Below are 20,229 nucleotides of genomic sequence, written 5' to 3'. Positions count from 1 at the left end.
AATGGCAACTACAAAAAGCATCGAAGAGTTAAGCATTGATACGGTACGCATTTTATCTGCAGACGCTGTACAAAAAGCTAATTCGGGTCACCCGGGTACAGCTATGGCATTAGCACCAGTAGGTCACGTACTTTGGAAAGAATTTATAAATTTTAACCCTAAAAACCCTGATTGGGCCAACCGCGATAGATTTATCTTATCTGCCGGACACGCCTGTATACTACAATACAGCTTTTTACATCTTTTAGGTTATGACCTTTCATTAGATGATATTAAAAATTTCCGTCAATTACACAGCAAAACTGCCGGTCACCCGGAGTACGGTTTGGCACCTGGTGTTGACGTTACTACCGGCCCGCTTGGACAAGGTTTTGCAAACGGTGTAGGTTTTGCCATTGGCCAGAAACACTTAGCTGCCCGTTATAACAAACCGGGTTTTAACCTTTTTGATTATCATGTTTACGCTATCTGTAGCGATGGTGATATGATGGAAGGTGTAACTTCTGAGGCTGCTTCATTAGCAGGCCACCTGGAGTTAGGTAACATCATTTACTTATATGATGATAACAAAATCTCCATTGAAGGAAGCACAGACATCGCTTTTAACGAAGATGTTGATGCCCGTTTCAGATCGTACGGGTGGCATGTACAGTTTGTTAATGATGCCAATGATACACACGCTTTACAATTAGCTATTACTAATGCTAAGGCCGAAACACAAAAACCGTCATTAATTCGTGTGCGTTCATTAATTGCTTACGGTAGCCCTAATAAATCAGGTACCGCAGGTTCACACGGATCACCACTAGGTGCTGACGAAATTAAATTGGTAAAAGAGTTTTTTGGTTTCGACCCTGAAAAATCATTTAATATTCCAACCGAGGTTGCTGAATATTATAAAAAAGTGGGTTCACGCGGTATAGAGACCGAGAAAAAATGGAACGACCTGTTTAAAGAATATAAAGCTAAATTCCCTGAATTAGCAGCTGAGTACGAAGAAGCCTTTGCAGGTAAATTACCAAAAAACTGGGCAGATAAACTACCCACATTTAAAGGCTCTGACCCTAAAATGGCAACCCGCCAGGCATCAGGTAAAGTATTAAATGCTATTGCAGGCAGTTTACCACACTTAATTGGTGGCGCGGCCGATTTAGCGCCATCTACCGAAACTACACTTAAAGAATCAACTTCATTTACATCTGAAGACCGTACTGGCCGCAATTTCCACTTTGGCATCCGCGAGCATGCTATGGGTTCGGCATTAAATGGCATGGCATTAACTAAAGGTATTATTCCTTTTGGTGCTACCTTCCTGATGTTCTCAGAATATATGCGCCCGCCAATCCGTTTGGCGGCTATTATGAAAATTGCGCCAATATTTGTTTATACCCATGATAGTATTGGTTTGGGCGAGGATGGTACAACCCACCAGCCTATTGAGCAATTAATATCATTACGCTCTATACCAAACATTACCGTAATTCGCCCTGCAGATGCTAACGAAACTGCCCATGCATGGCGCGTAGCTATCGAGAAAAAGGATGGCCCTACTGTATTGGTATTTACCCGCCAGGGCTTACCTATTCTTGATCAGGATAAATATGCAAAAGCAGAAAATCTGGAAAAAGGTGCCTATGTATTATCAGAAGCTTCAAAAACACCAAAGGTAATATTAATGGCTACCGGATCGGAAGTTGCCTTAATTTTAGAAGCACAAGCGAAACTGGAAGCTGATGGTGTTTCAACCCGTGTGGTAAGTATGCCGTCATGGGAGTTATTTGAAAAACAAAGCGCGGCTTACAAAGAATCTGTATTCCCTAAAGCCGTTAAAAAACGCTTAGCTGTTGAAATGGCTTCGCCACTGGGCTGGCATAAATATGTAACCGATGAAGGTGATATATTAGCTATGGAAACCTTTGGTGAATCGGCCCCGGCAGAAGAATTGTACAAATACTTCGGCTTTACGGTTGATAACGTAGTTAAAAAAGCGAAAGCACTTTTATAGTGATTAGAGATTGGAGAATAGTGATTAGTTGCTATTCTCCAATTTTAACTAATCTCCAATCACTAAACAACTAATCACTATGATGTGGCAAAGCGATCTGATCAAAAACCTGCAATGGGGCGATACCATCAGCAATAAGGAAGCTAAACAAAAAGTAGCCGAACAAATTGCTGAAAAGGTAAAAGATGGTGATGTGATAGGTGTAGGGTCGGGGTCAACATCATTTATGGCGTTGATGGCCATTGCCGAAAAAATAAAAGCGGAGAAGCTTAACATTAAGGCCATACCAACTTCAATTGAAATTGGTATGTTTTGCAGTAAATTGGGTGTGCCGTTAACCAATCTGACAGAGTCCCGTCCCGATTGGTATTTTGATGGTGCGGATGAGGTGGACCCCAATAATGGTTTAATAAAAGGCCGCGGCGGCGCTATGTTTAAAGAAAAGCTTTTAATGAGCTGCAGCCTGGTTAATTATATTATTGTTGACGAAAGCAAACTGGTCAAAAAGTTAGGCACTAATTTTCCGGTACCGATAGAAGTTTTTCCTGATGCGTTATTGCATGTGGAAGAACAGCTAAAATCACTGGGAGCAAATAGCTTAATTATACGCCCTGCAAAAGGTAAGGATGGCCCGGTAATTACCGAAAATGGTAACTTAGTTTTAGATGCGCGTTTTGATGAGATCAACTACGATACGGAGCAAAAGATAAAGGCCATTACCGGCGTTATTGAAAGCGGCCTCTTCATTGGCTATAATGTAGAGGTGCTGGTGGCCTGATAAGTGTTCCATTTTTTGTAAACGGAACAGTTGGAACAGTTTGGAACGCCAAAAAGTAAAGTAATATGACCATAGGTGGTACACTTATTGTCGCAAATAAATAAGAAATTAAATAGTTAAAAAAACAATCGCAATACAATGAACAACGTAAAACAAATACACAGCTTCGGCCAAAGCATATGGTTGGATTTTATTGATCGTGCCATTTTGAACAATGGTAAATTAAAAAGCTTAATTGATGTCGACGGTGTAAGAGGTGTAACTTCAAACCCTGCAATTTTTGAAAAAGCTATTACCAGCAGCTCTGATTATGATGCTGATATCCGCACTTTAAGCGATGGCAGTAAATCTACCGAAGAAGTATTTTTTGGTTTAGCTATGAAAGATATCCAGGCAGCGGCTGATCTTTTTAAAGATCTGCATGCAGAAGATAAAATGGACGGATATGTAAGTTTAGAAGTTTCTCCGTTTTTAGCATTAGATACTGAAGGTACTTTTGAGCAGGCAAAAAAATTATGGAAACAAGTTGACCGTAAAAACGTGATGATCAAAATTCCTGGTACACAACCGGGTTTATCTGCTATCCGCCAGTCAATTGCTCATGGTATCAATATAAACGTTACGTTATTGTTCGGCTTAGACCGTTACCGTGCGGTAGCCGAGGCATACATTGCAGGTTTAGAAGATCATTTAGCAGCAGGCCACGAAATTGGCCATATATCATCAGTAGCCAGCTTCTTTTTAAGCCGTATTGATGTTATTGTTGACCCTTTATTAGATGAAAAAGGTTTAGGCGAACTAAAAGGCGAGGTTGCTATCGCGTCAGCTAAAAAAGCTTACGAAATTTATAAAGAAGTATTTAGCGGACCTCGTTGGGAAAAATTAGCCGCCAAAGGCGCGCAACCACAACGTTTGTTATGGGCAAGTACCAGCAGCAAAAACCCTGCGTTTAAAGACACCAAATATGTTGAGGCATTAATTGGCCCGGATACTGTTGATACCGTTCCTTTAGAAACTATCGAAGCTTTCCGCGACCATGGTATAGCAGCTAATACTTTGGAGCAAGGCTTAGACCAGGCTACCGAAATTTTAGCTAAAGTAAAAGCAGCCGGCATAAATATGGATGAGATCACTCAAACTTTAGAGGATGAGGGTATTGATAAATTTAATAAGCCATTTGAGAAATTATTGAAGTCTATCGAAGATCAGGCCGCTAAAGTAAAATAAGCTGCAAATGAGAACCGACGATATTAAAATACTTTTTTTTGATATAGGCGGCGTTGTGCTAAGCAATGGGTGGGGGTATGCTTCGCGTAAGCTGGCAACAGAAAAATTCGGGCTGGATTATGAAGAAGTGGAAACCTTACACAATTTTATATTTAATGTGTATGAAATAGGTGCCATTACTTTAGACGAGTACTTAGATACGGTAATATTTAACCATCCTCGCGATTTTACTCGCGAGGATTTTAAACAATTCATGTATTCGCGTTCGGTTGAATTGCCCGAGACTTTGACCTGGTTAAAAAAATGGAAAAAAGATTGCGGGTTCCGTATCATATCCATCAATAACGAGGGTAAGGAATTAAACGACTACCGCGTTAAAAAATTTAAACTGCATGAGTTTTTTGATGCCTTTGTATCATCATGCGAAGTAAAAATGCGCAAGCCCGATCCGGGCATATTTAAATTGGCTATGGGCATTGCACAGGTAACCCCCCATCAATGTGTTTATTTTGATGACCGGATAATGTTGGTAAATGCTGCCCAAAAACTGGGTATAAAGGCATTCCAACATACCGACCTGGCATCAACCAAAGCCATTTTGGAAAAACTAAAAGAAGAAAATCACAACAAATAATATGAGCACACCAACAAAATACGATTTTGGCATGATAGGCCTGGGTGTTATGGGCCGCAGCCTTTTGCTAAACATGGGCGACCATGGTGTAAAAGGAGCCGGATTTGATAAAGACGCCAGCAAGGGCCAGGCATTGGAGCAGGAAAGCGCCAACGGAAATCTAAAGGGCTTTAGTGATATAAAAGAATTTGTAGCCAGCCTGAATACTCCGCGTGCCATTATGATGTTGGTACCTGCCGGTAAAATTGTTGATGATGTTATTGAAGAATTGTTGCCCTTAATTGATAAGGGCGATTTGATCATTGACGGTGGTAACACCTATTATACCGACACCAATCGCCGTTTTGACTACCTGAATAGTAAAGGCATACACTTCTTTGGGATGGGTGTATCAGGTGGCGAAGAAGGTGCACGCCGCGGCCCAAGCATGATGCCTGGTGGCGATAAAGAAGCTTACAACGTAGTAAAGCCAATTTTTGAAGCCATAGCTGCCAAAGTTGATGGCGAACCATGTGTTACCTATTGCGGTACCGGATCTGCCGGCAATTTTGTAAAAATGGTACACAATGGTATTGAGTACGCTATAATGCAGTTAATTGCCGAAACTTACGAGATACTTAAAAAAGGTTTGGGTTTAGATAACGATGCCATAGGTAAGATATTTACTGAGTGGAACGACGGCCGTTTAAAATCCTTCCTTATGGAAGTTACCCGCGACATATTTCAATACAAAGCGCCGGGTGCCGATCATTTATTATTGGATGACATTAAAGATGAGGCTCGCGCTAAAGGCACCGGTAAATGGACATCACAAGTAGCTATGGACCTGCAGGCCCCTATCCCTACGGTAGATTCATCCGTATCCATGCGCGATCTTTCAAAATATAAAGACTTACGTGTAAAAGCGGAAGGCATTTACGGTGGCGTTGAAGCGCAACTGAATGTGGATAAAGCAGCATTTATAAAATCATTAGAAGAAGCATTCTACTTCAATATGATCATTAGCTATGCACAGGGTATCCACATGTTAACCCGCGCATCTGCCGAGTTTAACTATGGCCTGAATTTGGCAGATATTGCCAAAATATGGCGAGGCGGTTGTATCATCCGTTCACTATTCCTGCAAAATATTTATGAGGCATTTAGCGCCAATGCTGAATTAGAGCATCTTTTATTAGATAAAGGTGTGGCTAACGAGGTTAAAGGCGCTATTGGCGGTGCACGTACCGTAGTATCTGCTATTACCGCCGCCGGTATAGCCGCCCCTTGCTATGCATCGGCATTAAGTTATTTTGATACTTTCCGCAGTGGCAGGATGCCATCAAACTTAATACAAGCACAACGCGATTATTTTGGCGCGCATACTTACGAATTAATTGGGAAAGAAGGAACCTTCCATACCCAGTGGGTGCCTAAAAATTAACAAACAGAAACCAACAATATCATGCCCTCAAAAATAACTTCAGACCCTACTATATTTATCATATTTGGCGGTACCGGCGACTTGAATGCCCGCAAACTGGCCCCCGCGCTTTATAATTTATATTTGGATGGATGGATGCCTAAACAGTTTTCCATCATCGGTACCGGGCGTACCAAATTGACAGATGAACAGTTCAGAACAAACTTATTGAATGATATCAACCAGTTTTCGCGCAGCGGCAAAACCACTAAAGCAAAGTGGGATGATTTCTCTAAAAATATATTTTACCAGGTATCAGACGCTAAAGATGCGGAAACCTATAAAGAGTTTGGCAAACGCATAGATGCACATAACACAGAGTGGAAGGCAAAAGCCAACGTTATATACTATTTAGCAGTTGCACCTGAGTTTTTCCCTATAATAGCTTCTAATATTTCAAAAGCAAAATTGGCCGAAGATCCGGACAAAGCCAGGATAGTGATTGAAAAACCTTTTGGCCATGACCTGGAAACAGCCAAAGAACTGAATAAACTATTAGCCGGTATTTTTGATGAAAAACAGATATATCGTATTGATCATTATTTAGGTAAAGAGACCGTTCAAAATATAATGGCGTTCCGTTTTGCCAACTCTATTTTAGAGCCCATATGGAACCGTAACTATATTGAGCACGTACAAATATCTGTTACCGAGCAATTAGGTGTACAGGACCGCGGCCCTTATTACGAAGGGTCGGGCGCGTTGCGCGATATGATACAGAATCACCTGTTACAGTTACTTTGCTTTGTAGCTATGGAAACCCCTATAAGCTTTAATGCCGACGAGGTGCGCGACCGTAAAGTAGATGTGTTAAAAGCTATGCGCAAATTCTCCCCTGATGATGTACGTACATCTGCTGTTCGCGGCCAATACGGCTCAGGATGGATCGAGGGACAGGAAGTACCGGGCTATCGCCAGGAAAGCAATGTCGACCCTGATTCGAACACCGAAACCTTTGCCGCTATAAAATTCTTTGTGGATAACTGGCGCTGGCACGGCGTACCTTTTTATGTACGTACCGGCAAGCGTATGCACCAATCGGCATCCACTATCAGCATTCAATTCAGAGATGTGCCACACTTAGTGTTCCCTAAAGAAGCTACCGAAAGCTGGCAGCAAAACAGGCTGATCATTAGCATACAGCCCGAAATGAGCATTCGTTTGCAGGTGCAGGCTAAACGCCCCGGTATTGATATGATTTTAAATACGGTGGACATGGTGTTTGATTATCAAGGAACCTATACCAGTGAAGCCCCTGAAGCTTACGAAACCTTGTTATTAGATACCATGATGGGCGACCAAACACTGTTTATGCGCGGCGACCAGGTAGAAGAGGCGTGGGATCTGATCATGCCGATATTAAGCACCTGGGAGGCTAAAAAGAGCCTGAATTTCCCTAATTATTCAGCAGATTCATGGGGCCCTGAAATTGCCGAGGCATTAATTGCCCGAGATGGCTATCATTGGTTTACCCTGCCGGTAAATAACAAGGAAAGAAAGAAATAATACAATGCGATTAAATATATTCTCTACCGCTGATGAAGTCCTTACCGCTTTAGCCGCTTATTTTGTTGAAGTGGCCAACGAGGCTATTACAGCTCGCGGTAAATTTACAGTATCCCTATCCGGCGGCAGTTCTCCTAAAAAATTATATGCTTTATTGGCATCGCCTGCTTTTAAGGACCAGGTTAATTGGGAAAAGGTATATTTCTTTTTTGGCGATGAGCGCTATGTACCACATACCGACCCGGAAAGTAATTACCTGATGGCGCAAAAATCTATTTTCGACACGTTGGAAATTGATCGCCTAAACATATTCCCGGTTGATACCACATTAAGCCCGGAAGAGGCCGCTCAAAAATATTGGGAAGAAATTGAGCAGTTTTTTGATGATGATGAATTGGCTTTTGATTTGGTGCTGTTAGGCTTGGGCGATGATGCACATACGGCTTCGTTATTTCCGCATACACCTGTTTTGCACGATACTACCCCATCGGTAAAAGCTAATTATTTACAGGATAAACAGGTTTACCGTATCACCATGAACGCGCCTTTAATTAACGAGGCCCGTCACATCGCATTTTTAGTATATGGCGAAAGCAAAGCAGAAGCCGTACGCCATATCATGGAAGATGAAGAAGATATAGATAACTACCCTGCGCAGTTGATAGATTCTATAACCGGCGAAGTGCAATGGTTTTTAGATAAATCTGCTGCCGCTGATTTGGAAGAGAGATAAAAAATGAGCGTCATTGCTGTAAAGGTCAGATAATTCGATGACAAGAATAGCCTAACTATATTTAGGAACGGTCACTATAAAATAAAAAGGTCCTGATATTAATCAGGACCTTTTGCTTATGTAAGTATTTTAATTACAATTTACGTTTAACTTCTACGTTTTCGTAGGCTTCTACAATGTCGCCTACTTCAATGTTGTTAAAGTTAAGTATGTTTAAACCACACTCATAGTTTGTTCCAACTTCTTTTACATCGTCTTTAAAACGCTTTAATGAAGCCAGTTCACCGGTGTAAATTACCACACCCTCACGGACGACACGTATTTTACTGTTCCGGTTAATTTTACCATCCAGTACCATACAACCTGCAATAGTACCTACTTTGCTGATCTTGAAGGTTTCGCGTATCTCTACGTTAGCCACAATTTTCTCTTCAAAGGTTGGTGCCAACATGCCTTCCATCGCCGCTTTTATCTCGTTTATGGCATCGTAAATAATAGAATATAAACGAATATCAATTTGTTCGGCTTCGGCCAGTTTACGTGCGCTTTGTGACGGACGTACCTGGAAACCTATGATTATCGCGTCAGAAGCAGAAGCTAACAATACATCAGATTCTGATATTTGTCCAACCGCTTTTGATATGATATTAACCTGTATCTGCTCTGTAGATAGTTTTAATAATGAATCAGATAGTGCCTCAATAGAACCATCCACATCACCCTTAACAATAATATTCAATTCCTTAAAGTTACCAACTGCCAAACGGCGGCCAATCTCATCAAGTGTAATATGTTTTTGCGTACGTAAGCCTTGCTCGCGTTGTAATTGCAAACGTTTGTTGGCAATATCACGTGCCTCAACTTCGCTTTCTAACGCATTAAACTTATCACCTGCTGTAGGCGCGCCCTGCATACCCAATACTTGTACCGGTGTTGAAGGGCCCGCACTATTAACCCTTTGTCCACGCTCGTTAGTTAACGCTTTTACACGTCCGCTATAACAACCAGCAAGTATAGGATCACCCACTTTTAGCTGGCCCGATTGTACAAGAACAGTAGTAACAATACCACGTCCCTTATCCAGCATGGATTCTATCACCGTACCCACTGCACGTTTATTAGGGTTGGCCTTAAGTTCTAATAACTCGGCTTCTAATAATATTTTCTCTAATAGCAGATCAATATTTAAGCCCGATTTGGCAGATATTTCCTGGGTTTGGTATTTACCGCCCCATTCTTCTACCAGTATGTTCATGGTTGATAATTGCTCGCGCACTTTATCAGCATTTGCACCCGGCTTATCAATTTTGTTGAAAGCAAATATAATAGGTGCACCTGCAGCCTGCGCGTGGTTTATGGCCTCGCGGGTTTGCGGCATCACGCTATCGTCTGCTGCTATTACAATAATTACAATATCTGTAACCTGTGCACCCCTTGCACGCATAGCGGTAAACGCCTCGTGACCCGGAGTATCCAGGAATGTTATTTTTCCTTTATTATCAGGTAGTGTTACCTCATAAGCACCAATGTGCTGGGTTATACCACCCGCTTCTCCACCTATTACGTTGGTGTTGCGTATAAAGTCAAGTAACGATGTTTTACCATGATCCACGTGACCCATAATAGTTACAATCGGCGCACGGGGAACCAAATCAGCCGGATCATCGGGCTGATCTAAGTTAGCCTCTTCATCCTGTGGTTTAACAAACTCAACCTCGAAACCAAACTCTTCGGCAACAATGCTTAAAGTTTCTGCATCCAGCCTTTGGTTGATGGATACGAACAAGCCAAGGCTCATACAGGTAGATATGATCTGTGTTACAGATACATCCATCATCAATGCCAGTTCATTAGCAGTAACAAACTCTGTTACTTTAATTACTTTCGACATTAATTCCTGCTCCATTGCCAACTCTTCGGCACTGGAAGCAACATCATCACGTTTTTGACGACGGAACTTAGCACGCTGAGCAAACTTACCGGATTTACCGGCACCGCTTAACCTGGCTAATGTTGCCTTAATTTGATCTTGTATATCTTTTTCTGAAGGCTCTTCTTTAGGGCCCCCTGTATTACCACCGGTATTGCGGTTGCCTCTGAAATCCGGACGATTACCACCCGGAGGAGTTATGCCATTATTAGCACGGTTTCTGAAATCAGGACGGTTAGCACTTACATTGCCTTGCGGCGGCTGACCTGCACCACCTTGCGGCTGGCCAGGAGCTCCATGCTGATTAGGATGGCCTCCACCTTCCTTACGCTTCCTTTTACGCTTATGATCGGCATTGGTATTGGATGATGAAGCTATCGGGTTGCGCTTAGGTGCATCAGCCGGCAACTCTATTCTTCCAATAACATTAGGGCCGCTTAACCTTTCGGCCTTGGCGCGTATAACTTTGCCGGGTTGATTTTCTTCGCTTGCATCTTTTGTTACAGTAGGTGCAACAGGAGGAGTTGCAACAACAGGTGCATCAGCTTTTGGGGCTTCAGGTGCTACCTCTTGTTTAGGCTCCGCTTTAACCTCGGCAACCGGTTCCGGTTGTTTCGGCTGTTCTATTACAGGTTCCGGTTTTGGGGCAATCGCTTCCTTAACGGGTTCTGCTACTTTTTCTACTTTCTTTTCAACAGGCGGTGGAGTTGCTTTTTTAGCATCCAGGTCAATTTTGCCAACTACTTTTACACCCGGTAATGCCTCATTACGTTCTTCACGCGTTTCAGGCTGGGGTTTTGGTTTTTCAACGGGTGGTGTAGTAAATTGTCCTGCATTTTTTATCAGTATCTCCTCGTTCTCAAAATCTCTTGAGCGGCGTGCATCAACCGGTTTTTCCGGAAGCTGGTCCTGCTCTTCTTTTCTGATCTTTCCTATACTGATCTGCTTGGCTTCTTCCTTAATACTTTTATCAACAGCAAACTCTTTCAACAGCACATTATACATTTCGCCCTCAATTTTAGCATTAGGTTGTTTTTCAATTTTGAAACCCTTTGATGCTAAAAAGTCAACGATAGTACCTGTACCGATATTCAGCTCTTTTGCTGCCTTAAATAATTTTATGGATTTGTCTTCTGACATTTAATAATTTTTCTCCGCTTGTTTATTGCAAAAATACGATTTTAATTTTTGGTTATAGTTATTTATTCAAACTCGGCTTGTAGGATAGCTAAAACCTCTTTAATTGTTTCTTCTTCCAGATCGGTACGTTTAACCAGTTCGCCTACGGTTAATGCCAATACTGATTTTGCTGTATCTAAACCAATGCGTTTAAATTCATCAATTATCCAGCTTTCAATCTCATCTGAAAACTCTTCAATATCCACATCCTCGTCATGCTCATCCGCTTCGCGGTAAACATCAATTTCATAACCTGTTAATTTACCGGCCAGTTTAATATTATGACCACCGCGGCCTATAGCTAATGATACCTGGTCGGGTTTTAAATATACCGCCGCAGTTTTTTTCTCATCATCTAATTTAATAGAGGTGATCTTGGCGGGCGATAAGGCACGTTGTATATATAACTGAATATTGTTAGTATAGTTTATAACATCAATATTTTCGTTTTTCAACTCGCGTACAATTCCGTGTATACGTGATCCCTTCATACCTACACAGGCACCAACCGGATCAATACGGTCATCATATGATTCTACAGCTACCTTAGCTCTTTCGCCCGGTTCGCGTACAATTTTCTTGATAGTGATCAACCCGTCAAATATCTCAGGCACTTCCAGTTCAAACAAACGCTGTAAAAACTCAGGTGCGGTACGCGATATAATGATCTTAGGATTGCTGTTCAGCATATCCACTTTATGAACAATAGCTTTTACGCTGTCGCCTTTTTTAAAGTAGTCGGCAGGTATTTGTTCGGTTTTTGGCAATAACAATTCGTTACCTTCATCATCCAATACCAATGTTTCTTTTTTCCAAACCTGGTAAACCTCACCGGTAACAATCTCACCTACGCGGTCTTTATATTTTTTAAATATCTCGTCTTTCTCCAGTTCTAAAATTTTAGATACCAGCGTTTGGCGGGCAGCTAAAATAGCACGACGGCCAAAATCCTCTAAAGTGATCTGCTCAATATACTCGTCACCCACTTCCAAGTCAGGATCTAAAGTTTTAGCCTCGGCCAACTCAATTTCTAAGTCGTCATCCTCGCTAAAACCGTCTTCCATCACCTTACGGGTACGCCAAATTTCTAAGTCACCATTATCTGTGTTAACAATCACGTCACAATTTTCGTCAGTGCCGAATTTTTTGCGGATCATACTCCTAAACACATCTTCCAGCACACTCATCATCGTTGGACGATCAATGTTTTTAAAGTCCTTAAACTCCTGGAAAGAGTCGATTAAATTAATATTGCTCATTTTTCTACTTAAATGATATTAAAACCTTTGTTTCTGTTATTTGCTCAATAGGGATAACGCTTTCAATAACTTCAGCCTTTTTCCCTTTTTGTTTAATTTTTTCTTCAATAGTGATGGCAGCTTCGTTAACCGCGGTTAATTTCCCTTCCCGCTTGGCACCATCTGCCATTTTTATAGCTAACTCGCGGCCAATGTTTTTATTGTATTGCCTTTGCGATGAAAGTGGGAAATCAACCCCCGGCGATGAAACCTCTAAATTATAAGCGGTTTCTATCACATTTTCCTCCTCCAGCTTAAAACCTACATAGCGGCTTATCGCTGCACAATCGGCAATGCCCACGCCATTGTCGCCATCTACCAGGATCATCAGTTTTCCGTTGCCGTGCATTTTTACGTCAACCAAAAACAGGTCGGGCCGGGCCAGTTCGGCTATCTTCTCTTCAGCTAATTGCGTTACCTTCTTTTCAATATTCATATCAGTTTCCCCTAACTCTTTGGGATTAATTGATAAATAAAAAGAGGGGGCAAACGGCCCCCTCTGTATTATTGAATGCAAATATAAGCAAAAATATTGATTTTTCAAGTGCTATGGCTTAAAAACCAAATCGGTGTAGTTGATTTTTCCGGCACGGCGTTCGCCTTTTATAAAACTCCATATACTGTGGTCTTCATCATAATGATAATAACGTACAAAATAGGATTGCTGCAGAACAAAAGGAGTATCAGGTGTAAAAAATATCAAGCTATCCTTAACCAAATATTTACCCGGTTGTATGGGTTGAAAATCTTTCATGTCGGTATCCGCGGGCATACGGTAAACGGGGATCAATTGCTGCCATTTATTGGTGGTGGTATCGCGGTTAATATCCTGCACAATAGCATTATTTAGTCCGGCAATTTTTAAGCTTTGCCTACTGCTATCCGGGCTGACATAAAGCGTAGATTTATTGGTCTTGGAGGTGCAGCCAAAACCTATCATCATCAATAATAGCAGTAATCCTTTTTTCATAATGGTAATATTAATAATTATATAATGATACCTTCAAAACAAAAAGCATAAACCGTAAATTTATAAAATATGCTGCCACTACTCACCGCCCAACAAATACGCGAAGCTGATGCTTATACCATAGCCAATCAGCGGGTATCATCAATTGATTTGATGGAACGTGCTTCAAAAGCATTTGTAAGCTGGTTTGTTAATTGCTACCCTGATAAAAACCAAAGCATTAGTGTTTATTGCGGCACAGGTAATAATGGTGGCGATGGCTTAGCTATTGCGCGGCTTTTAAAAAACCATCAATACAAAAACATCAACGTAAAAATTGCCAGGTATACTGATAAAACCTCTGCAGATTTTACCGGTAATTTAAGATGGCTGGGCAATACAGGCATACCCACTACCACACTAAAGCCCGAAGAAGACCTGCCAGCCGAAAACAGCGATATTATTATAGATGCACTGCTTGGCAGTGGCTTAAATAAACCACTTGCCGGAAATTATAAAAAACTGGTTGAATATATAAACAGCTTGAAAAAAACGGTTATTGCCGTTGATGTCCCCACCGGTTTTTTTACCGAAGGTGAAATCGATACAGAGGCGACTGCTATAAAGGCAAACCTGGTGATTACCTTTCAGCAACCCAAGATCAATTTTTTATTGCCCGAGTCTGCCGCGATAATTAAATGTTGGGAAGCGGTGAATATTGGTTTAGATGAAGCCTTTATACAATCGCTAAATTCACCTTACCAGTTGGTTGAGGAAAGTGACATCAGGCAACTATTAAAGTCTCGTCGCCGGTTTAGCAATAAAGGCACATATGGCCATGCTTTACTCATAGCAGGGCAGAACGAAACTATGGGGGCAGCATTGCTTGCCTCTTCCGCCTGTGCTTATGCGGGGTCTGGCTTAACCACAGCCTGTATTCCTAAAAGCGGGCTCACGGCTTTAAATACCTACATGCCCGAATTGATGGCCATTTTACGAAAAGGCAATGAGCAGCCGGAAGTCAAATGGGACCAATATAGCGCCATTGGCATAGGCCCCGGGTTAGGAAAAGACGAAGAGGCATTACACCTGCTAAAAAGCACTTTAACTAATTATAACAAACCTATAGTTGTTGATGCGGATGCAATTAACTTATTATCCGAAAACCAATCGCTATTAAAAAAACTACCCGCCGGAAGCATTTTAACCCCGCACATGAAAGAGTTTGACCGCTTATTTGGTGAGCATACCAGCTGGTGGCAGCGTATACAAACCGCTACCCAAAAAGCACAGGAGTATAACATCTACATCCTGCTAAAAAACGACTATACTATAACCGCCACACCAGAGGGGAAAATTTATTTTAACTCAACCAGTAACCCGGCTATGGCTATTGGTGGCATGGGCGATGTACTTACGGGCATCATAACTTCATTACTTGCTCAAAAATATGCACCTCAGGAGGCGTGCATTATTGGCGCTTACATTCATGGCAAAGCAGGGGATGAATTGGCGTTACCCAACAAATTAAACGTAGTACTACCGGGCCAGCTGGCCGAACATTTACCCGTATCTATGGCCAAATTAATGGCATAAAAAAAACGGATGCAAGTAACACATCCGTTTTTTCTAATATTACTATTAACTGATCTTATAAAGAACAAATACTTGAAGTAAGGTTATCTATAAGACGTATGCTTTTTACAAAGTGTTACAAAAAATAAAAAAATAGTTTATCAAGCGGTATTATAACATCTTGATAACCACCATTTCATCCATGGTAGGATTGATGCTGCCGCCCTTAGGCTCGCGCGTTACCGCAAATGCTTGTGCCAAAGCTACCGACTTCATTTCTACCATATCGGCAGTATCTATAACAGGCTTATTAAACACGCCTAAATCAACCGGTTTACCATCTACTATGGCCCACAACTGGTATTGATGAGCTTCATCGGTAGAAGGCAGTTTCATATCTACCATGTCAATCATTACCTTTTTACTCTTAGGGTTCCAGGCAATGGTTAACCCGGCATCGGGAGTTTTTTCTGTTCCTTTTAAACGAAGCAATTTAAAGGTTGGGTCTCTGAAAACACTTATTTGCTGTTCTTTTAAAGTTACCGTTTTTGCAAATTGCTGGTTCTGTTGGGATAAAGCCAACAATTGATCATTTGATTGCTCCAGCTTGTTGTATACATTATATAAAGTAATAGATACACCCAACAATAAAATAACTGACGCTGCAAAAGCATATTTGTAAAAATTATTGGCGCGGGGCAATGTTATAATAGGAGCGTCTTCCTTTTCTTTAGAAGATGAAAAGTTATTATCATCAGCCAGGTTAGTAACCAGGCTGTTTAAAATGTGTGTGCGTTTATCTGCTGCCGGTTCAACTGCATTTTTACCTGCGTATACTTCCAGGGCACGCTCAATCTCATCCACTTCGGCCCTCACTTGTTGGTGCGCTGCCATCATCTCCTCCACTTGCAGCTTTTCTTCGGGGGTTACATTCCCCAAAACATAAAGCTCCAATATGCCCGATTCTATATATGCCTGTACGTTTTCCACTTATTACCTTTTCAATTAAAGTTTTTCCTAAGTTCAATTATCGCCATCCTTAAACGGGTTTTTATGGTACCAAGCGGTATCCCTAATTCTTCAGCGGCCTCCACATGGGTATAGCCTTTAAAATAAACCAGGTCAAGAATTGACTTTTGTTCGGGCTTCAATGTCGACACTAGGTCCTTTATGCCCATTAACTCAGGTTTGTAAACTGTGTTTCTTTGTTCGTCAATGAAAGTTACGTTATTTTCAAGCTCATGGTTTTTGGCCTGATTTTTAAAATCTTTAGATCTGATCTTATCAATTGCCAGGTTGCGGGCAATATTAACCATCCAGGTAAATAAACGCCCTTTTTCTGCACTATAGCTTGAAAAAGAATTCCAAATTTTTACGAAAGTTTCTTGCAAAACATCCTCAGCGGTTGGCGTATCAATTACAATTCTTGAAATTACCCCAAATAATGAAGCCGAATACATATCGTATAACGCTTCAATAGCAATCTTTTCCTGGTTACTTAAAGCCAGTACAAGATCTTCTTCTGAAAGGGATAGTTTTTTTCTACTCAATGAGTTTAGGCTTAAATTTCAAATAAATGTTTCTCGGCATGGTAGGACGAGCGCACTAGTGGCCCGCTTTCAACGTACCTAAAACCTTTATCAAGGCCAATTTGTTTGTAAAAATTAAATTGATCAGGGTGTATCCAGTCAATTACCGGGTGATGATTACGGGTTGGCTGCAAATACTGGCCTAAGGTAAGTATTTGAACGCCGGCTTGCAACAGGTCATCCATCGCCTCTAAAACATCCACCTCTGTTTCGCCCAAACCCAACATAATGCCCGATTTGGTACGTAAACCCGCTTTTGATATGATGCTTAAAGCCTCCAAACTACGGTCATACTTAGCCTGTATGCGTACCTCTTTGGTTAGTCGCCTTACGGTCTCTAAATTATGTGACACTACTTCGGGGCGGGTTTCTAATACACGTTCCAGGTTTTCCCAAATGCCCCTAAAATCGGGCAATAAAGTTTCTAAAGTAGTTTCCGGACTTTCGCGACGGATAGCGTTTATCGTTTCGGCCCAGATTATTGAACCGCCATCTTTTATATCATCCCTATCTACCGAAGTAATTACACAGTGTTTTACCTGCATTAATTTTACCGAGTTGGCTACACGGTTAGGCTCGTCCATATCAACCGCCAAAGGCCTGCCGGTGGCTACCGCGCAAAATGAGCATGACCGGGTACAGATGTTACCCAGTATCATGAACGTTGCCGTACCTGCACCCCAGCACTCGCCCATATTAGGGCAATTACCGCTTTCGCAAATGGTATGCAGTTTATGGGTATCAACCAAACTACGCACATGCGCGTATTCCTTACCTACGGGTAACTTTACCCGCAGCCAGTCGGGCTTGCGTTGTGGTTGGTTAACAGGAACTACCGGCAAATCAATCATAAAAACAAAAGTATGCAAAAACCCCCTAACCCCCTAAAGGGGGAACGTAAATATTACAGTTAATTGATGCAGGGCTTGTTTTGGGATATAAATTAAGATTAAATTTGTTCATCAATCTGAAATAATAAATGGCTACTATACAAGCAAAATACTTAGGCGGTTTACGCACCGAAGCTATCCACTTACAATCGGGCACAAAAATTATTACGGATGCACCTACTGATAACAAAGGTAAGGGTGAGGCATTTTCTCCAACCGATTTGTTAGCCGAATCATTAGCAAGCTGCATATTAACCACCATGGCTATAGCTGCCGATGTTCATGGCATCCAAATGGATAATACTGAAGCCGAAGTAACCAAGGTGATGGCTGCTAATCCGCGCCGCGTTGCCGAGGTAATTGTGAACCTAAAATTCCCGAAAAGCTATACCGATAAGGAAAAGAAAATATTAGAAAGTGCTGCACATGGCTGCCCGGTAGCAGTAAGCATACATCCTGATTTGAAGCAGACCATAAATTTTGGGTGGTAAGTTTAGAGATTAGTGATTGGTTAATTAGTGATTAGTCCTATCAATAGTAAAAAAACTAATCTCTAATCACCGATTAACTGATCACTGATAACGCCTCATCAACCGATATTCCGCCGTGCGATTGGTCCAATATGCACTCGCCATCTTTAATTAAAAGCAATTGCGGCGACTCGTGATATACATGAAATAGCTGCGCTATTTGGTTTGATATTTCGCGGTATTGAATTAGATCGAGAAAATAAAGGGGTATATTTTCAGGGAGATCGTCCCAATCCAGCTCAAACCTTCTTTTTGCCATCATGCTGATGGAACAGCGGGTGCTGTGTTTAAATATGATGCTGTAGCCCGGTAAATTTTTTATTTCGTTAAGCTGATCGGTTGATTGCAGTTGTGTCCAATTCATATAATTATAAATGCTCCTGCAAAATTACAACTCAAAGCCGGGTAAGTTTGAAGCAAAATACAAAAATGACATTTAAACTGTTAACGGCCCCCGCGAGGGTACGAACCGTATGCCGGGCAAAGTTTATTTGAGCAAGATGCAAGGGTGCCTATTGCAAGTGCAGCTATCAGGGCTATGTAGATCAATTTTCTCATATTGTAATTATACGAATTATACAATTAAATTGTTAGCTAAACTAATCATTTTTATAGCAGTTACAGCAGCTTCATCGCCTTTATTGCCATGCTTACCACCAGAGCGGTCAATAGCTTGTTGTTGATTATCAGTAGTTAATACACCAAAAATAACAGGTTTTGAATATTTAATAGCAACATTACTTAAGCCATTGGCCACCGCGTTACAAATAAAATCAAAGTGTTTGGTTTCGCCTTGTATCACACAGCCCAGGCATATTACCGCATCAACATCGCGGCTTTTTAGCAAAATATCCGCCCCGGCGGTTAATTCAAAACTACCGGGAACTGTATGGCTATAAATATTATCAGCTAAAGCACCATGCTCGATCAAGGTTTGATAAGCACCCTGGTATAAAGCGTTGGTTATTTCGGTGTTCCACTCTGAAACCAAAATGCCAAACTTATACGTTGCCGCAGAGGGTATAGCTGCAGTACCGGTAAAATCAGATAGATTTTTTAAATGAGAAGCCATGGTTTAGTGATTAGAGATTAGAGATTGGAGATTAGTTAATCAGCGACATACTAATCACTAATTAACCAATCCACTAATAACTAAAGTTTTGCTTCCGCACGGGCAATATAAGCCTCTATGCTTTGCGCTTCGGTGCTTTCCGGATAATCAGTTTTAATGGTTTTATAAGTCTCACTTGCCGATTTATTATCGTTAGTAGCTTCATAAACCAATCCTAATTTTTTTAAATACATAGGCGATAAAAACTTATTTTTTGCTTTATCTATCGCTTTGTTATAGTAGGTTTCTGCTTTATCGTAATCCTTTAACTCCACATACGCGTCGCCTGTACTACCTAAAGCCTGGGCAGCTATCATGGTATCATCGCCCCGGTAAGTGGTCAAATTATCAATAGCCTTGCGGAATTCGCCTTTATTTAAATAAGCAATACCTAAGTAATAGTAAGCCAGGTTAGCCGCTTTGGTATTACTATAATCGCTTACAATTTTTTCAAATCCCGGGTATCCGGCGTCACCTTTAATGGCTTTGTCCCACTCTTTTTTGGCCCAAAAGTCTTGCGCAACATACATTTGATTTATTGCATCAGCTTCGCGTGGTGCCAGATATAATTTTTGATAGGCTATATATATAACGATCATAGCCACAATAGCCGCAGCTATAAATGTTAAGCTTTTTTGATTATCGCGCACAAATCTTCCGGTTTGTCCAAATTCGGAATTATTAGTTGTGGCGCTGGCAGTCGCTTGGTTTTTTGACATTTCTATTGTAAATTAAAGTTTGCAAAACTACATTATTTAAAAAGTTTTAGCAATACCTTTTTATTTTAATACTAATTAGGTTAATTTTAATAACCCCGATAGTAAAAAGCCCCG

At 41.2% G+C, this 20,229-nt stretch carries 19 protein-coding genes; 9 read left to right on the top strand and 10 right to left on the bottom strand.

Annotated features, from left to right (window positions below):
* Position 1: 1 nt before the first annotated feature.
* From tkt to pgl, 7 genes are all read left to right on the top strand, one after another.
* Complete coding sequence (tkt, locus tag ACYVJ6_RS00490) at positions 2-2,005, top strand: transketolase (protein WP_460692086.1); 2,004 nt, start codon at positions 2-4, stop codon at positions 2,003-2,005.
* Positions 2,006-2,084: 79 nt separating this feature from the next.
* Positions 2,085-2,783, top strand: coding sequence for a ribose 5-phosphate isomerase A (gene rpiA, locus ACYVJ6_RS00485; RefSeq protein WP_460692085.1), 699 nt, complete (start codon positions 2,085-2,087; stop codon positions 2,781-2,783).
* Between the two features lie 138 nt (positions 2,784-2,921).
* Positions 2,922-4,010, top strand: coding sequence for a transaldolase (tal, locus tag ACYVJ6_RS00480; protein ID WP_460692084.1), 1,089 nt, complete (start codon positions 2,922-2,924; stop codon positions 4,008-4,010).
* Between the two features lie 7 nt (positions 4,011-4,017).
* A complete protein-coding gene (locus tag ACYVJ6_RS00475; RefSeq protein WP_460692083.1) occupies positions 4,018-4,644 on the top strand; it encodes an HAD family hydrolase in 627 nt (208 codons plus the stop codon).
* Between the two features lies 1 nt (position 4,645).
* Positions 4,646-6,067: an NADP-dependent phosphogluconate dehydrogenase gene (gene gndA, locus ACYVJ6_RS00470; protein ID WP_460692082.1), complete on the top strand. Its 1,422-nt coding sequence runs from the start codon at positions 4,646-4,648 to the stop codon at positions 6,065-6,067.
* 21 nt (positions 6,068-6,088) lie between these two features.
* Positions 6,089-7,612, top strand: coding sequence for a glucose-6-phosphate dehydrogenase (gene zwf, locus ACYVJ6_RS00465; protein ID WP_460692081.1), 1,524 nt, complete (start codon positions 6,089-6,091; stop codon positions 7,610-7,612).
* A gap of 4 nt (positions 7,613-7,616) precedes the next feature.
* Positions 7,617-8,345 (top strand): 6-phosphogluconolactonase, encoded by a 729-nt coding sequence (gene pgl, locus ACYVJ6_RS00460; RefSeq protein ID WP_460692080.1) that lies wholly within the window; start codon positions 7,617-7,619, stop codon positions 8,343-8,345.
* A gap of 133 nt (positions 8,346-8,478) precedes the next feature.
* Here the strand turns inward: pgl and infB are convergent, their stop codons facing one another.
* The 4 genes from infB to ACYVJ6_RS00440 form a co-directional block, all read right to left on the bottom strand.
* On the bottom strand, positions 8,479-11,415 hold the full coding sequence (gene infB / locus ACYVJ6_RS00455) for a translation initiation factor IF-2 (RefSeq protein ID WP_460692079.1): 2,937 nt from the start codon (positions 11,413-11,415) through the stop codon (positions 8,479-8,481).
* A 62-nt stretch (positions 11,416-11,477) separates the two neighbouring features.
* Positions 11,478-12,713 (bottom strand): transcription termination factor NusA, encoded by a 1,236-nt coding sequence (gene nusA / locus ACYVJ6_RS00450; RefSeq protein WP_460692078.1) that lies wholly within the window; start codon positions 12,711-12,713, stop codon positions 11,478-11,480.
* A gap of 4 nt (positions 12,714-12,717) precedes the next feature.
* On the bottom strand, positions 12,718-13,188 hold the full coding sequence (gene rimP / locus ACYVJ6_RS00445; RefSeq protein ID WP_460692077.1) for a ribosome assembly cofactor RimP: 471 nt from the start codon (positions 13,186-13,188) through the stop codon (positions 12,718-12,720).
* A 111-nt stretch (positions 13,189-13,299) separates the two neighbouring features.
* The gene (locus ACYVJ6_RS00440) at positions 13,300-13,722 is read right to left on the bottom strand and encodes a hypothetical protein (RefSeq protein WP_460692076.1); all 423 of its coding nucleotides are present in this window, start codon (positions 13,720-13,722) and stop codon (positions 13,300-13,302) included.
* A gap of 69 nt (positions 13,723-13,791) precedes the next feature.
* On the opposite strand from ACYVJ6_RS00440, the gene ACYVJ6_RS00435 reads away from it, so the two are divergent.
* Positions 13,792-15,297: an NAD(P)H-hydrate dehydratase gene (locus ACYVJ6_RS00435; RefSeq protein WP_460692075.1), complete on the top strand. Its 1,506-nt coding sequence runs from the start codon at positions 13,792-13,794 to the stop codon at positions 15,295-15,297.
* A gap of 150 nt (positions 15,298-15,447) precedes the next feature.
* Here the strand turns inward: ACYVJ6_RS00435 and ACYVJ6_RS00430 are convergent, their stop codons facing one another.
* From ACYVJ6_RS00430 to lipA, 3 genes are read right to left on the bottom strand one after another with little or no spacing between them, the layout of a single operon-like run.
* On the bottom strand, positions 15,448-16,266 hold the full coding sequence (locus tag ACYVJ6_RS00430) for an anti-sigma factor (RefSeq protein ID WP_460692074.1): 819 nt from the start codon (positions 16,264-16,266) through the stop codon (positions 15,448-15,450).
* An 11-nt stretch (positions 16,267-16,277) separates the two neighbouring features.
* Positions 16,278-16,826, bottom strand: coding sequence for an RNA polymerase sigma factor (locus tag ACYVJ6_RS00425; protein ID WP_460692073.1), 549 nt, complete (start codon positions 16,824-16,826; stop codon positions 16,278-16,280).
* 11 nt (positions 16,827-16,837) lie between these two features.
* The gene (gene lipA / locus ACYVJ6_RS00420) at positions 16,838-17,716 is read right to left on the bottom strand and encodes a lipoyl synthase (protein ID WP_460692072.1); all 879 of its coding nucleotides are present in this window, start codon (positions 17,714-17,716) and stop codon (positions 16,838-16,840) included.
* 128 nt (positions 17,717-17,844) lie between these two features.
* Between lipA and ACYVJ6_RS00415 the strand changes: the two genes are divergently transcribed.
* Positions 17,845-18,246: an OsmC family protein gene (locus tag ACYVJ6_RS00415; protein WP_460692071.1), complete on the top strand. Its 402-nt coding sequence runs from the start codon at positions 17,845-17,847 to the stop codon at positions 18,244-18,246.
* Positions 18,247-18,319: 73 nt separating this feature from the next.
* On the opposite strand, the gene ytxJ is transcribed toward ACYVJ6_RS00415, so the two are convergent.
* The 3 genes from ytxJ to ACYVJ6_RS00400 all read right to left on the bottom strand — a co-directional run bounded on the left by ytxJ (position 18,320) and on the right by ACYVJ6_RS00400 (position 20,115).
* Positions 18,320-18,649, bottom strand: a complete 330-nt coding sequence (gene ytxJ, locus ACYVJ6_RS00410) for a bacillithiol system redox-active protein YtxJ (RefSeq protein WP_460692070.1) — start codon at positions 18,647-18,649, stop codon at positions 18,320-18,322.
* Between the two features lie 210 nt (positions 18,650-18,859).
* Complete coding sequence (gene ribH, locus ACYVJ6_RS00405; protein ID WP_460692069.1) at positions 18,860-19,357, bottom strand: 6,7-dimethyl-8-ribityllumazine synthase; 498 nt, start codon at positions 19,355-19,357, stop codon at positions 18,860-18,862.
* An 80-nt stretch (positions 19,358-19,437) separates the two neighbouring features.
* Positions 19,438-20,115, bottom strand: a complete 678-nt coding sequence (locus ACYVJ6_RS00400) for a tetratricopeptide repeat protein (RefSeq protein WP_460692068.1) — start codon at positions 20,113-20,115, stop codon at positions 19,438-19,440.
* Positions 20,116-20,229: the final 114 nt, after the last annotated feature.

It is taken from the genome of Mucilaginibacter puniceus, from assembly GCF_054783175.1.
The sequence above is the reverse complement of the archived record's forward strand: the minus strand, read 5'-3'. Positions and strand labels throughout refer to the sequence as shown.

What these genes read in the sequence shown, in the direction of transcription:
- lipA (WP_460692072.1), bottom strand. Translation starts at nt 17,716, where the DNA reads ATGATTGATTTGCCGGTAGTTCCTGTTAACCAACCACAACGCAAGCCC.
- tkt (WP_460692086.1), top strand. Translation starts at nt 2, where the DNA reads ATGGCAACTACAAAAAGCATCGAAGAGTTAAGCATTGATACGGTACGC.
- ACYVJ6_RS00435 (WP_460692075.1), top strand. Translation starts at nt 13,792, where the DNA reads ATGCTGCCACTACTCACCGCCCAACAAATACGCGAAGCTGATGCTTAT.
- zwf (WP_460692081.1), top strand. Translation starts at nt 6,089, where the DNA reads ATGCCCTCAAAAATAACTTCAGACCCTACTATATTTATCATATTTGGC.
- ACYVJ6_RS00415 (WP_460692071.1), top strand. Translation starts at nt 17,845, where the DNA reads ATGGCTACTATACAAGCAAAATACTTAGGCGGTTTACGCACCGAAGCT.
- ACYVJ6_RS00400 (WP_460692068.1), bottom strand. Translation starts at nt 20,115, where the DNA reads ATGTCAAAAAACCAAGCGACTGCCAGCGCCACAACTAATAATTCCGAA.
- infB (WP_460692079.1), bottom strand. Translation starts at nt 11,415, where the DNA reads ATGTCAGAAGACAAATCCATAAAATTATTTAAGGCAGCAAAAGAGCTG.
- rimP (WP_460692077.1), bottom strand. Translation starts at nt 13,188, where the DNA reads ATGAATATTGAAAAGAAGGTAACGCAATTAGCTGAAGAGAAGATAGCC.
- ACYVJ6_RS00475 (WP_460692083.1), top strand. Translation starts at nt 4,018, where the DNA reads ATGAGAACCGACGATATTAAAATACTTTTTTTTGATATAGGCGGCGTT.
- rpiA (WP_460692085.1), top strand. Translation starts at nt 2,085, where the DNA reads ATGATGTGGCAAAGCGATCTGATCAAAAACCTGCAATGGGGCGATACC.
- ytxJ (WP_460692070.1), bottom strand. Translation starts at nt 18,649, where the DNA reads ATGAATTGGACACAACTGCAATCAACCGATCAGCTTAACGAAATAAAA.
- nusA (WP_460692078.1), bottom strand. Translation starts at nt 12,713, where the DNA reads ATGAGCAATATTAATTTAATCGACTCTTTCCAGGAGTTTAAGGACTTT.
- gndA (WP_460692082.1), top strand. Translation starts at nt 4,646, where the DNA reads ATGAGCACACCAACAAAATACGATTTTGGCATGATAGGCCTGGGTGTT.
- tal (WP_460692084.1), top strand. Translation starts at nt 2,922, where the DNA reads ATGAACAACGTAAAACAAATACACAGCTTCGGCCAAAGCATATGGTTG.
- ACYVJ6_RS00440 (WP_460692076.1), bottom strand. Translation starts at nt 13,722, where the DNA reads ATGAAAAAAGGATTACTGCTATTATTGATGATGATAGGTTTTGGCTGC.
- pgl (WP_460692080.1), top strand. Translation starts at nt 7,617, where the DNA reads ATGCGATTAAATATATTCTCTACCGCTGATGAAGTCCTTACCGCTTTA.
- ribH (WP_460692069.1), bottom strand. Translation starts at nt 19,357, where the DNA reads ATGGCTTCTCATTTAAAAAATCTATCTGATTTTACCGGTACTGCAGCT.